The organism is Aquirhabdus parva (assembly GCF_003351745.1).
Classification (GTDB): Bacteria; Pseudomonadota; Gammaproteobacteria; order Pseudomonadales; family Moraxellaceae; genus Aquirhabdus; species Aquirhabdus parva.
On the sequence record NZ_CP031222.1, the window covers coordinates 2456390 to 2470250 of the forward strand.

Sequence of the window (13861 nt, forward strand, 5' to 3'; positions counted from 1 at the left end):
AAAAACCAATACGGGTAGTTATCTATGACCAACAGTTCCAGTCCAAGCACAAAACGTAAAAAAAACATTATCTATGGCGTCATCGTCGTCGTGATTTTAATTGTCGCTGCTGCATTTTATAAAATTCATCATCAATCTCATCAAGTCTTGAAAATTGGTATTACCTCCTCTTTTGCGCATCAATTTGAAGTTGCTGCGGAAGAAGCCAAGAAGGAAGGACTCAATGTTGAAATTATTGAGTTCTCCGATTGGAATACCCCTAACTTGACGCTTGAACATGGTGATATCGATGCCAACTATTTCCAGCATCAACCCTTCCTCACCAACGCAATTAAAGAAGGTCATCTGCACCTAAAACCTTATGCGATTGGCAACGTCTCGAACGTCGGTTTATATTCCAAAAAATATGACCGTTTAGATGCGCTGCCTGCGCACTCAACCATTGCGATCCCGAATGATCCGGTCAATCAAGGACGTGCATTGTTGTTATTACAGCAAGGACATCTGATTAAGTTGAATCCTGATGCTGGTTATCTTGCGGGTTTACACGACATCACCGACAACCCCAAGCAATTCAAATTCGTCGAAGTGGAAGGCGTGCAACTGGCGCGCGCACTCAGCGATGTTGATCTGGCTTTTGGCTATCCACACTACCTCGTTGTGTCTAAGGCTTTTGATCCCAATAAGGCACTGTTATTTGATGATATTAAAAACAGTAACTTATATGCCATTCAGTTTGTGGTAAATGACAAATTTAACGATGATGGTCGCTTGAAAAAGTTTGTTGAGATATATCGCACCTCTCCTGTGGTTAAGGCCGCTTTAGATCATGACTTTGGCAAGCTTTATCACCCCGCATGGTAAAGCTCCATTTATGAATGCCTAACTCACACGAGCCTTAAAACAAAGCGAGTCCATATATCATGCCACCCTATAAAATTGATCTTTTGTTACAAAGTACTATTGATACCTTGGTGATGGTGGGAGTCTCTGCATTATTCGTTTTCTTCTTCGGATTAATACTCGCGCTGATCCTAGTGACTACAGATCGGCAGGGCATCTTCGCTGCACCTAAAGTGAATGCACTGCTGGGTTTTGTGATTAATACCACCCGCTCCATTCCATTCTTGATTTTGATGGTCGCTCTCATTCCCTTGACGCGGTTAATTGTCGGGACAAGCTACGGGATCTGGGCAGCGGTCGTTCCCTTAACCATCGCCGCCATTCCCTTCTTTGCCAGAATTGCAGAGGTGAGCCTGCGTGAAGTGGATTCAACCATCATTGAGGCGGCTCAATCGCTCGGTAGTAACCGTCCGCGTGTGATTTGGCATGTCTTAATTCCAGAAGCGCTTCCCGGTCTGGTTGCAGGCTTTACTGTCACCATCGTCACGATGATTAATTCTTCTGCAATTGCGGGCGCTATCGGTGCGGGAGGGCTTGGAGACTTGGCGTACCGCTATGGGTATCAGCGCTTTGATGGACAAATGATGTTGGCAGTGATTGTGGTGCTGGTGATCATTGTGATGGTCGTGCAATTTTTGGGGGATACGCTGTCGCGAAGTTTAAGTCACTAAGCAACAACTATGAATCATATTCATTAAGCGCCTATTTTTTTAATCATAGTGCAAACAAATATTTTTAGCATTGGGTAACCCTACTTTACCAAAGGATTATCCACTCATGACTAGCCGTCGCTCGTTTATTTCCACCGTTATTCAATCAGCAGGTTTTTTAACGATTGCCTCAGCACTTCCCATTGCCGGATGCGGCAGTAGTGATGATGCGCCTGTCAACCTAACGCCTAAAGGAAGTTTTCTCTTTGGGCAAGGTGTTGCCAGTGGTGACCCGCGTACAAACAGCGTCATTCTATGGACACGCTGTATTCCGGCAACAGGGTCTCAAGACGTTAACCTTAGCCTGCAAATCGCCACCGATAGCGAATTTAAGAATGCACTGCAAAGTATCCCTGTCACAGCTCTTGCAAAGTATGACAATACCGTGCGCGTCAAAGTCACGGGCCTGACCGCTGACCAAGTCTATTACTACCGCTTTACTGCTGGATCAGACTCCAGTAACACGGGCACGACTAAGACCTTACCTCCAGTCACAAGTACACGGGATATTCGCTTTGCGTGGCTCTCCTGCCAAGACTGGAGTATCAACCACTGGGCAGGGTTGACTTTATTGGCCAAAGAGCAACTCGATTTTGTCATCCATGTTGGTGATTACATCTATGAAACTGTAGGTGCAGCATTTCAAACTGGACAAGTTGAAGCCGCCCATGGCCCAATTACCCTGCCATCGGGCGGCCTCAAAGCGAAGAGTGGTGTATATGCCAACACCATTGATGACTATCGTACGCTCTATCGTACCTATCGCGGTGATACGCGTCTGCAAAGTATCCACCAAAACTTCCCGATGATCGCCATCTGGGATGATCATGAATTTTCAGATGATTGCTGGCAAGATCATCAAACCTATACCAATGAGAACAAACAAGAAACCACACGTCGTCGTAATGCAACTCAGGCTTGGGCGGAGTACCAACCTATTGACTGGACAGATGTTCAATTCCAACCCGACACAACCACAGGTTTTACCAACATCCGTATTTACCGCGATTTCCGCGTTGGTCAGAATATGCACCTCGTCATGACCGATGAGCGTTTATATCGGGATGATCATATCGTTGATGAAGCAACTTTTGCTAAAATTGTTGGTCATGATTCGGTCAATGGCGATGACTCAGTGGGCACACGATACTTCGTGCCACAACCTGTATTAGGTCAATTTGAACAAACTAAAACGACGGCATTAGGGCGTGTACCCTCAATTCTTGGAACCGCCCAAACACAATGGTTTAAAGACACTCTCAAAAATACTGATGCAACATGGAAAATCTGGGGCAATGAGGTCGCATTAAGTCGAATGTGGCTTGATCTGCGGGCGGCTGAAGTTCCGGCCCAATTAAAAAATCGTTATGTCCTTAACTGCGATGCTTGGGATGGTTACCCTACGGCAAAACAAGAATTACTGAGCTACTTAGTCGATAACAAGATCAAAAACGTGGTCGCGATTACAGGTGACTTGCATGCCTTCCAAGCCAGCGTGGTCCGAAATATTGCAGAAAATGGCCAAGGCACGCCAGTACTTGTTGACTTCCTCGCCGCTGGGGTAAGTTCAAGTTCATTCTATACTTATCTTAAACCCGGCTTTCTAAACTCCGGTATCCCAGCTATTGTCTCTATGTTCGCAACACCTACCGCATTCGATGATACGATGAAACTCAATAACCCAGACTTCGCCTATGTCGATCACGATGCGCAAGGTTATGCCATCGCAACTGTAGGTAGTGCGCAGATGAGTGTGACTTTCTATAAAACGGCTAAGCTAAATAGCGATGGTAGTCTACCTGCGAACATCCTACTGAAGAAAACCCAATTTACCGTGGCCAAAGACACCACAACGATCGTCGTGAAAGATAACGCCTAAACAGCGACACAGCAATATCCATAGCCTCAATGAAAAACAGACCTTAAAGGTCTGTTTTTTTTAATCATCATTTCATCTGAAACGCAGTTTTTAACCTTTTAATTTATTAAAGAGGTCCGTAGCTGCTTTTTTCGCATCATCCAACTTATGAGTTGCTTCGGCTTTCAATTCATCAAACTTCGCGGCAGCTTCATCTTTAAGCTCTGCTGCTTTGACTTTTGCGTCTTCAAACTTTTGCGATGCGTCAGTTTTAAGTTGGTCGAGTTTATCTTCCGCTTGTTGCAATGCGTTTTGAGCATCACTTTTTAGCTGCTGAGTCGTTGATTGTGCTTCTGATTTAAGCTCATCAAGTTTTGCTTGCCCACCGGCTTTAAGATCAGCAGCTTTTTGTTTTGCATCATCAAGCGCTGTATTGGCTTGCTCTTTTAATGCATCAATTTTGTTATCTGACATTATCTATCTCCAGTTTTGTATTAATAGCAATGATATTGAATGAGAAAAACTTAAGCCTTTTGAGCTTACTTAAAGAGACTACGCCACCTTAAGCCGTTTTCAAACGCATTTTTTGTATGATGTTTATGCTTATTATTGTTAATAAGCGTGTTTCAAGACTTAACTTAATTAAGAAAGGAACTAGTTCTTCACAAGTCAGTTGAGCAAAGCATATAAACTCGATTCGTTAAGGAGCTTTACCTACCGACACATTTCGCCGAAAAGAGATATCTCGCATGACCTGCTTAGACAGTCCCATAACATCAATCCCAAGTTGAAATGGCTCGTTTGCTTCGCAGGTAAAATGAAGGGTCATTTGTGCATTAAGACCATCATGGTAAATGAAGAATCTTCGTAGATCCGAAGGGAATTCACTAAAAACCCAAGAGAACACCTTCGTGATCTTTTGTTCTTTAAGAGGGATCCATTCGGTTTTGCCAACCTGCCCAATGCGGAGTGCATCCAATTTTAGATTGCATGGAACAGTGCTTTTTAGCCTTATCGCATAAGATCCATCGCTGATCCTGTCCAAGTCGTCAATTCGGTCAGCAAGAATATTGAATTCAGCCCGGTAAGGAGACTCATGACTGGAGTCATACCGCATAACAACATCATCCGGAATCAGCCTCACTTCGGTAAGATCATCAAGCTGATAACCATTCAGAGGGGAGATATCTAGAGGTGTTTGAAATGTCCCAGTCCAATCTTCTGGGGTACGAATGCCGAGCTGGTGCGGGCTGAAGTCAGTCCATGGTGTGACTACATCCTTGGTTACATTCGACAAGCAAGACCAATGCCCGTTGTCATTTAAGTACATGTGCATCAGATAATGTACACGCGCTCGAATGTTATAAATTGCCCCTGAGGCCACTTCGCGGCGCTGCTTTAGAGGGTTATTTGGAAGATGCTCGCTATCACAATCCGGACCTATAGGGCAATTATCCGTCCATGGAGTTACAATAGTCGCGCTGTTGTCATATACCCCCTTTCGATTAGATAACTGATATTCAACAGTATATTGAGAACAAGAAGGATTTAAGACATGGGCACGAAAATTGAGTGCCAAAGAAGGGTCATCCCCATTGAAGCGAAGAAACTCACCTGGAGTTAATACGGTTCCATTGTCCCGAGTAATAAATAAATCAAGAATATCTGCTGAGAATTCACCTTTAGAGCTATGTCCTATCTCAAGACCTCTTAACTCCTTCGGAAAATGATCCTGCCCTTTTACATCCCCAAAAATATCAGTCGAGTAGGAAAGCACGCCTACAAACAATAGGAAAATCCGAATCGAGATATTCATCGCGGACTCACTCCATTCAAAATCAACTCAAAGACGAACATCAACCTATATTCTGCGCGGCCAAAGGTATCTTATAGGGTCGGGCTGAGACCCCCGACAAAATCCCAATTTGAGTAAAATAGCTTTTAAAAATAATTACTTTATTCAAAAATAAACTATCAGCTCACAAAATAATAGTCAAGAAATAATAACCACCGACTCCACCCCATAAATATCATCACAAGGAAAACTTCGTATTACACATATATTGAAATCAACATCACTTAAATCATAAGCCATTCGAATCCTTGTCCTATCAGACCCATAAAAAAACAGACCCGAAGGTCTGCTTTTTACTTACCCAAATTGCCTAAGCAATTATGGGAGTAAGTGTTTAACGCCATCACGCTCTTCAGCCAACTCTTTTTCAGTAGCTGTCATTTTTTCGCGTGAGAAGTCAGAGATTGGCAAACCTTGAACGATTGACCAGTCACCATCTTTGGTGGTTACAGGGAATGAGTAGATCAGACCTTGTTCGATGCCGTATGAGCCATCGCTGTATACGCCCATAGAAACCCAATCACCCTCTTCAGTACCGAGAGCCCAAGTACGCATGTGATCGATTGCAGCGTTTGCAGCAGATGCAGCAGAAGATGCACCACGTGCTTTGATGATTGCAGCACCACGTTGTTGAACAACAGGGATGAATGTGCCTTCGTACCATTGACGCTCAACCAGTCCTTCAGCAGCAGCACCTTTAACAGTAGCTTGTGAAATGTCTGGATATTGAGTCGCTGAGTGGTTACCCCAGATGGTCATTTTCTTCACGTCGTTTACAGTTGCATTGGTTTGCGCTGCAAGTTGAGCAATTGCACGGTTATGATCCAAACGGGTCATTGCAGTGAATTGACGTGGGTTGATGCTTGGCGCGTTGCGCTGAGCGATCAGTGAGTTAGTGTTTGCTGGGTTACCAACAACCAATACTTTGATGCCACGGCTTGCGTTGTCATTAATCGCTTTACCTTGTACAGAGAAGATCGCAGCGTTAGCTTCGAGCAAATCTTTACGCTCCATACCTGGGCCACGTGGACGTGCACCAACGAGCAATGCATAGTCTGCATCTTTGAATGCAACATTCGGATCATCAGTTTGTACGATGCCAGCCAACAGTGGGAATGCACAATCATCCAATTCCATCGCCACGCCTTTTAACGCTTCGAGTGCTGGGGTGATTTCAAGCAATTGTAAAATGATCGGCTGATCTTTACCCAACATATCACCAGATGCGATACGGAACAGTAATGAATAGCTGATTTGACCAGCAGCACCAGTAATGGCAACGCGGACGGGTTGCTTCATCGTTTTTCTCCAGATTGGGCAAAGATTGGTTTTTAAAATATCAAGTCTCAGGCGCCCCACTTTTAGCAGTGGTTCGTAGTGAGCGGACATATTGTACTTGAAGCTGCGAACTTGTGCGAGTAAGCTGATCACTGCGTGAGGTAGGTATTTACAATCGAGTACAAAATATGACGGTTTTAGAACCGCCCCAATCGACCTTTGAATGGCTTAATTTTAAACAACCCGCAGTTCGTGACCTCGCATTTGCGCTTGCTAGTCCACCACTTTTGGCACATTGGCCAGAATTGCTTGCGCCAACTCCGCACATTGACTTGCCCGACTTCACCTTTTGGCAACAGCACTACCGTAACTATCTTCCACGTTTACAAGAACTTGACGATAACCCGTCTGTATTAAATCAAGTCCTTTCTGATCTTCCCAGCACAAGACTCGGTATTCGCTTTGAAGCCCTGTTAAGTTTCTGGTTAAAAGATCAAACTGGCTCTTGGCATGAGTTCGAACTTCTTGCACAAAACATTCAATTAAAAGACCATAAACGTACAATCGGTGAAATTGATTTTTTAATTAAAAATAAATTATCTGGTGAGATCGAGCACTGGGAGCTCAGCCTCAAATTTTATTTGGGTGAAGGTCATCTTAAACCATTTGAATGGCGTGGGCTGAATGATCGCGATACCTTCGGCCGTAAAATCAAACATACGGTCGAACGACAATTTAACGTCAACGAAATTGAGTACGAAGGGCTAGGCAAACTACTGATTCAGAAAAGACGTGCAGTCTTTAAAGGTCGGTTGTTTTATCCAGATACGCTTCTAAATTCAGTAGCAACGCAGACCCATCTTGACTGGCTCCATCCAGCACATTTGCGTGGCAGTTGGGGCTATCAACTACCGGACAACGTCAATTGGCGACGTGCTGCGCGACGTGAATGGCTCACCCCAGAAGCTCAAAACCGTGATGACATGAGACCTCGTTTCTTAACACATGGACTTTATCTCGGTTATCCATTGGATCTGACGGATTACAGCCTTACGATGATCCCTATTGAAAGAATGATTCGCCTGCCCATACGAAGAATTCCTTACCTGACTTCACTTTATAAACATTGATGCGATGAGCTTTGGATCGAATCCTTGCTCATCTAAAAAAGAGATTACTAAATTACATTCGCTTACTTCGCGTTACGTTGCTGCAACGCCACTACACTTGTGAGATAAGAACCCTTGTTATAATCTGAATTTACACATTACAGTGTCATTTATTGGAGAATATCAATGATTAAAGTTATCGCCGCTGCTGCTTTGGCAACTATGCTACTAACTGGCTGTAACACCATGAAAGGTGTGGGGCAAGATGTTTCTTCAGCTGGACAAGCAGTCACTGGCTCTGCAGAAAAAACCCAAGACAAACTCTAATCAGTTGTCTTGAATAATAAGAACTCGCCTTAGTGCGAGTTTTTTTATGGCAAAAAAATAAGTGACTAGATTATATCAACAACATGCTTAAGACACCGTGATTGGGAGATGTTCAGTCTCGGACAATCAGCGTTATACTGAGTCATCGCTAAATAGCACCTCATGACCCTTTATAAACGACTATGCCACAGCCCCACTCATCACAAACCTCCGCATTACAGATACTGTCCCAGACTTTTGGCTATGATCATTTTCGCGGTCAACAAGCTCAGATTATTGAAACTGCCGTGCAAGGTAAAAATGCCTTAGTCTTGATGCCCACTGGCGGTGGCAAAAGTGTGTGTTATCAGATTCCAGCGCTATTACGTGCAGGTATTACCATCGTGGTATCTCCCCTTATCGCTTTGATGAAAGATCAAGTGGATACTTTACGGGAACTGGGGATTCGCGCAGCGTACTTGAATAGCTCTCTCTCCATGAGTGAGCAACGAGATGTTGAGTCCGCTCTCCAGCAGGGCAACCTAGATTTGCTCTATGTCGCTCCAGAGCGACTATTAAGTGAACATTTTTTAAATCGCCTTGATCAAACGCAACTCGCTCTATTTGCCATAGATGAAGCGCATTGTGTCAGTCAATGGGGACACGATTTCCGCCCCGAATATCAGCAGTTGGGCTTGCTTGCGACACGCTACCCTCATATCCCGCGCATGGCCCTCACCGCTACTGCCGATAAGCGAACAAGAGCAGACATTATTCAGGTCTTAAGCCTGCAAAATGCGCCTGTTTTCCTCTCCAGTTTTGATCGCCCCAATATTCGCTATAGCATTGTTGAAAAAGACAATGGACGCAAACAACTGATCGATTTTATCCAGCAGCAGCCCGAAGGTTCGGCGGGAATCGTCTATTGTCTTTCCCGCAAGCGCGTTGAGGAAACCGCAGAGTTCTTACAAAGTAAGAACCTTCCTGCCCTCGCCTATCATGCGGGTTTACCTCAAGCCGAACGCATCCGGGTTCAAGATGAGTTCTTGCTTGAAGAAGGGAGAATTGTTTGCGCAACTGTTGCTTTTGGTATGGGGATTGATAAGCCCAATGTGCGCTTTGTCGCGCATCTAGACTTACCGAAATCCCTTGAAGGATATTATCAAGAAACGGGTCGTGCCGGACGTGATGGATTACCTTCTGAAGCCTGGATGGCGTATGGGCTTGGTGATGTCGTATCTGTACGCCGGATGCTGGCGATGTCCGATGCGCCACCCGAAGTTAAACGTATCGAAGCAGGAAAGCTGGATGCACTCTTGGCTTACTGTGAAACGGCCAGTTGCCGTCGCCAAATCTTACTCACCTATTTTGGAGAAATGGGTTCACTGCCCTGTGGCAATTGTGATATTTGTCAGAACCCACCCAGCACTTGGAATGCTACGGTTGCCGCCCAAAAAGTGTTGTCTGCCGCAATTCGCACAGGAAATCGCTTTGGCGCGGCTCACCTCGTTGATGTGCTACTCGGCTCAGAGACTGACAAAGTCAAACAGTTTGGACATCATGAATTGCCTACCTTTGGTATTGGGCAAGACTTATCCGAAGCAACATGGCGTAATGTGATTAGACAACTCGTCGCTTTAGGCTATCTGTTACCGGACTTGGAAGGCTTTGGCGGTTTGATGAGCAGTGAGAAAGCTAGAGACCTGCTCAAAGGGAAAGAGACGCTTTGGTTACGGGAACTGCCTGCCGTGAAAGTCAAAACCTCTCGCCAAGATCGAACATCACCTAAAGCTAGTGATCTCCCTGCTGATGCACAGCTCCGCTTTGATGCCTTACGTGCCCTGCGTCTGTCCTTTGCACAAGCTCAGAAAGTTCCTCCCTATATTATCTTCAACGATGCGACCTTACGTGAGATGGCACTTCTCGATCCCGACACCACCGAGAAGTTGAAAATGATCAGCGGGGTTGGTGAACAGAAACTTGCACGCTATGGACAAGGTTTTCTAGATCGCTTAAGTGAAGTCCGTTCAGCGCCTACAGACCAACCGATGAGTTACCCAGAGCCTGCGCAAGAGAAAGTCGACACGTTGACTGCAACACTAGAACTGGTGAATCGCGGTATGGATCGCGCGCAAATTGCAGAACACAGAGGACTTTCTGTTGATACGATCGGAGGACATTTACTCAAGCTGTATCATGCCAGCAAGGTGACGAAGCATGAGATTTTGTTCTTAGAATCTCATGAGCTGCTTGAGATTCAAAAGACCGCTCAAGAACTTAACCTTAAACCCAAACAGACCGCCACCAAAGCACTTAAAGAAGCGCTTAATCACCAATATGGATACGCCGATTTAAATGTGGCACTGTGGTTGTGGTAATTGATCCACGCTTCTCAACAAAAAGGCCAGAATAAATCTGGCCTTTTTTATGCGACTCGCTTGAAATAACTTAAGGATTATTCATCCGTCAAAGTACATTCAAAATTCGTCGGCTCTTGCCCACAGCGTACTTTCTTCAAAATGCTCATCATCTTTTTGTTGTAAACATCATCACGTGCAAGACTTAAGCGTGCTTCGCGCAAAATCTTAACGTAACCCGCCTTATCATTGGCTGGTAAATCCATCCAATAGCGTGGCTCTATGCTTTTTTCTACACGAGCGACTGTTGCCAATTGGCGATCTAACTGTTCTGCAACCCATGTACGGCTTTTTTGACCATAGCCATCAGGAAATCTGGAAGGGCGAATCAGAATATCACTGGTCACGTGTGCAACAGGGAAACGCACAATCGCCCCTTTGGAGCCAATACCTTTACTGAGTTCTAACGGTTTAAATGCCATCGCAGGAACCGCAATCACATCCACTTGCCCATTGTTAAATTTTCCGCCAATTGACGTCAGATCAACAGAAACAGCTTGGGCACCGACCTTTTGTACTAGAATTTCTTCAGCTTTGTCATAATCTAAAACACCGAATCGCTTACCCATCACTTTCAGTAGGGAATTAATACTTCGATCATTGACGACAATATAAACAGACCCAAGTGTAGAAACACCGACCACTTCATAGCCTTTATTCAGCATATAGGGCGCAACTTTAGGGCTCGCCATTAAAGAGATCACCGCTTTTGCCGCATTATTGTTTGGCAAGCCGCCTGCTGCATCTATGGAACCGGTAAAATTATTGAATTGACGCGCACGTACACCCGTAATTGATACACCGTCACACTGCCCAGCTTTAAAATCCTCAGCGGCAATACGCTCATCGGTATACGGTTTCAACGTAATATCTGCACCCCACTGTTTTGCAGCTAGCGCGTAATCCTTCATCATCGAATAAATATCGCCTTGCGTTCCGAGCGGGTCAAAAACACAGACTTTTTGTGCATATGAGGAAGTTGCGAGGGTCAGCAATGCCGCACCTGCAAAAAACTTGAATGGAGTCGTCATGAAAAATTCCTTTTATAAAAATCGCATATCTTCGAACAATCCTTGCCCGATAATAGATGCATCATCGTCTTTGCATCATGCAAACTATCAGTACACATCATAAAACAACTCGGGGGTGTAGGAACAGAACTAGATGATCTTTTTTATAGATATCGTCCATATCAATTTTAAGCGGATAATTTCGCATAAATTGACGAAACTGCTCTAAAATAAGCTAGACCGTTTAATTTAAAACTTATTTTATGAATACTTTTCACCTTGAAGGACGCTCACACGTCACCCTCAGCAATCTTTTAAAAATTGAAGGCTGGTGTGAAAGTGGTGCCGCAGCAAAACATGCCATTGACGAAGGCCGAGTCACAGTTGATGGACAAGTCGAGCTGCGTAAACGCAACAAGATTGTCGCAGATCAAGTCGTGCGGTTTGCAGGGAATACGATTAAAGTGGTGGAGTAATTTTTTTTAAATTGACGTTTTGCTCGGCATAGAATAATGTAGCTCTACAGTTCTAGTGCGTACGATGGTACGCCTCTTTTATGTCCTATCGCTATATTGTTTCTAAAAAATCTTTCTTTTCTACTCTTACTAATGCCGCTGGAATGCTTGATAGCTTAGGAAGGTTTTCCTCTCCTCAGCCGTTTAGTCATCGGTATCGTCTTTACGCAATCCGAAGCTATAGCAAAGCTGATCCTGAGTCCTGGTTGAAGCAAACCTATATACTTGACATTGCTGACTGGATGATCGGTTTAGAAAACGATCCATATACAGATTTAAAACCAGAATCTAAACTCACAAAATATGATGTGTTGATATCCATTCAATCGGATCGTTTTATCAATGCCGAATCTTTTATCAAAACACAATTGAATACAGGACTTATTAAATTAGTGCCTGAAACGAACCTGCGAGAGCGGTTCGAACACTCTAATGCGCTTGTTGCATGGAAAGTCGCTGACCAACTGATGTTCATGAGTGATGGGTGGAATTGGAATCTTCCAGCATGGTATATTTCACTGAAAACGGCACGCTATGAATCACATATCATGTGTATCGCGATGAAATTCGGTTTAGTTTTTATAAACTTTTACTACCCAACAGCTAATCATGCGCTCAATAAAGAAAGTCCTCGTGCACAGATTAATGTTACCCATTTGCACTAAAATATAGCGTCCTCACAAAAGAAACTACTTATGTCCGCAACTTTAGATTTAACCCTTGACCTTATCCGCCGTCCCTCAGTCACTCCGATCGATGCCGACTGTCAGACCATCATGGCTGAACGCCTTGCTAAGATTGGCTTTCATATCGAAAAAATGCGTTTTGGTGATGTCGATAATCTATGGGCGAGACGCGGAACAACTGGACCACTATTTTGCTTTGCAGGACATACCGATGTTGTGCCCACAGGTGACTTAGGGAAATGGTCATCTGCACCATTCCTGCCTGAAATTCGCGATGGACAGCTGTACGGTCGCGGTACTGCGGATATGAAAAGTGCATTGGCAGCGATGGTCGTTGCCTGTGAACGCTTTGTCGAAGCACACCCAACACACGACGGCTCCATTGCTTTCCTGATCACCAGCGATGAAGAAGGTCCTTCAATCAATGGCACGGTCAAAGTAATTGAAACGCTTGAAGCACGCCAAGAAAAGATTACATGGTGCCTCGTTGGTGAGCCATCCAGTACCAAGACACTGGGTGATGTCATTAAAAATGGTCGTCGCGGGTCGTTGAATGGTATTTTGACCATTCATGGCAAGCAAGGCCATGTCGCCTACCCTCACCTTGCCGATAATCCCATCCACCGTGCAGCACCTGCCATCACAGATCTAAGCCGTGAGGTCTGGGATCAGGGGAATGCGTTCTTTCCAGCAACCACCTTCCAAATTTCAAATATTGCAGCGGGCACAGGTGCCAATAATGTGATTCCTGCAGATATCGAAGTTGTCTTTAACTTCCGCTTTTCAACCGAAGTGACGGCTGAGCAACTCAAGGCCCGTACGCATGCGATTCTCGATCAGCATGGCTTAAAATACACCTTGAACTGGTCACTATCAGGATTGCCTTTCCTCACCGCAGAAGGGGAATTAGTTGCCGCCGCCCAAACGGCTATTCGCGATATCGCAAGGATTGACACTGAGCTGTCTACCAGTGGTGGTACTAGCGATGGTCGTTTTATTGCACCGACTGGTGCTCAAGTTTTAGAGCTGGGTGTATTGAATGCGACGATCCATCAAATTGATGAACGCGTCGATGTCGCGTCACTAGAACCTTTAACGGATATCTATGAGCGCATTTTGGTTGAACTGCTCACCTAAGTCTCTTAAAGATAAAAAAAGCCGAATCATTATTCGGCTTTTTAGATTCATCAATTAAAGAAATTCAAAACAGAGTT

The 13861-nt window shown here is 44.6% G+C and carries 13 protein-coding genes; 9 read left to right on the forward strand and 4 right to left on the reverse strand.

The window, feature by feature from the left end:
* The first annotated feature begins 24 nt into the window (after nucleotides 1-24).
* The 3 genes from HYN46_RS11095 (at nucleotide 25) to HYN46_RS11105 (ending at nucleotide 3492) form a co-directional block, all read left to right on the forward strand.
* A complete protein-coding gene (locus HYN46_RS11095; RefSeq protein ID WP_114899448.1) occupies nucleotides 25-864 on the forward strand; it encodes a MetQ/NlpA family ABC transporter substrate-binding protein in 840 nt (279 codons plus the stop codon).
* A gap of 59 nt (nucleotides 865-923) precedes the next feature.
* Nucleotides 924-1574, forward strand: coding sequence for a methionine ABC transporter permease (locus HYN46_RS11100; RefSeq protein ID WP_114899449.1), 651 nt, complete (start codon nucleotides 924-926; stop codon nucleotides 1572-1574).
* A gap of 106 nt (nucleotides 1575-1680) precedes the next feature.
* Nucleotides 1681-3492 (forward strand): alkaline phosphatase D family protein, encoded by a 1812-nt coding sequence (locus tag HYN46_RS11105; RefSeq protein ID WP_114899450.1) that lies wholly within the window; start codon nucleotides 1681-1683, stop codon nucleotides 3490-3492.
* Between the two features lie 90 nt (nucleotides 3493-3582).
* On the opposite strand, the gene HYN46_RS11110 is transcribed toward HYN46_RS11105, so the two are convergent.
* The 3 genes from HYN46_RS11110 to HYN46_RS11120 form a co-directional block, all read right to left on the reverse strand.
* A complete protein-coding gene (locus tag HYN46_RS11110; protein WP_114899451.1) occupies nucleotides 3583-3945 on the reverse strand; it encodes a hypothetical protein in 363 nt (120 codons plus the stop codon).
* Nucleotides 3946-4171: 226 nt separating this feature from the next.
* Nucleotides 4172-5287 (reverse strand): hypothetical protein, encoded by a 1116-nt coding sequence (locus tag HYN46_RS11115; RefSeq protein WP_114899452.1) that lies wholly within the window; start codon nucleotides 5285-5287, stop codon nucleotides 4172-4174.
* Between the two features lie 357 nt (nucleotides 5288-5644).
* A complete protein-coding gene (locus tag HYN46_RS11120) occupies nucleotides 5645-6625 on the reverse strand; it encodes a malate dehydrogenase (RefSeq protein WP_114899453.1) in 981 nt (326 codons plus the stop codon).
* Nucleotides 6626-6792: 167 nt separating this feature from the next.
* Between HYN46_RS11120 and HYN46_RS11125 the strand changes: the two genes are divergently transcribed.
* From HYN46_RS11125 to recQ, 3 genes are all read left to right on the forward strand, one after another.
* The gene (locus tag HYN46_RS11125) at nucleotides 6793-7734 is read left to right on the forward strand and encodes a DUF1853 family protein (protein ID WP_114899454.1); all 942 of its coding nucleotides are present in this window, start codon (nucleotides 6793-6795) and stop codon (nucleotides 7732-7734) included.
* Nucleotides 7735-7899: 165 nt separating this feature from the next.
* The gene (locus HYN46_RS11130; protein WP_114899455.1) at nucleotides 7900-8040 is read left to right on the forward strand and encodes an entericidin A/B family lipoprotein; all 141 of its coding nucleotides are present in this window, start codon (nucleotides 7900-7902) and stop codon (nucleotides 8038-8040) included.
* Nucleotides 8041-8222: 182 nt separating this feature from the next.
* Nucleotides 8223-10397 carry a DNA helicase RecQ gene (recQ, locus tag HYN46_RS11135; RefSeq protein WP_114899456.1) on the forward strand — a complete coding sequence of 725 codons (2175 nt, stop codon included), beginning with the start codon at nucleotides 8223-8225 and terminating at the stop codon, nucleotides 10395-10397.
* A gap of 77 nt (nucleotides 10398-10474) precedes the next feature.
* On the opposite strand, the gene HYN46_RS11140 is transcribed toward recQ, so the two are convergent.
* Nucleotides 10475-11467: a putative solute-binding protein gene (locus tag HYN46_RS11140; protein ID WP_114899457.1), complete on the reverse strand. Its 993-nt coding sequence runs from the start codon at nucleotides 11465-11467 to the stop codon at nucleotides 10475-10477.
* Nucleotides 11468-11709: 242 nt separating this feature from the next.
* Between HYN46_RS11140 and ybcJ the strand changes: the two genes are divergently transcribed.
* From ybcJ to dapE, 3 genes are all read left to right on the forward strand, one after another.
* The gene (gene ybcJ / locus HYN46_RS11145; RefSeq protein ID WP_114899458.1) at nucleotides 11710-11922 is read left to right on the forward strand and encodes a ribosome-associated protein YbcJ; all 213 of its coding nucleotides are present in this window, start codon (nucleotides 11710-11712) and stop codon (nucleotides 11920-11922) included.
* 80 nt (nucleotides 11923-12002) lie between these two features.
* Nucleotides 12003-12626 (forward strand): hypothetical protein, encoded by a 624-nt coding sequence (locus HYN46_RS11150; RefSeq protein ID WP_162818163.1) that lies wholly within the window; start codon nucleotides 12003-12005, stop codon nucleotides 12624-12626.
* Nucleotides 12627-12656: 30 nt separating this feature from the next.
* Nucleotides 12657-13784, forward strand: coding sequence for a succinyl-diaminopimelate desuccinylase (gene dapE, locus HYN46_RS11155; RefSeq protein WP_114899460.1), 1128 nt, complete (start codon nucleotides 12657-12659; stop codon nucleotides 13782-13784).
* Nucleotides 13785-13861: the final 77 nt, after the last annotated feature.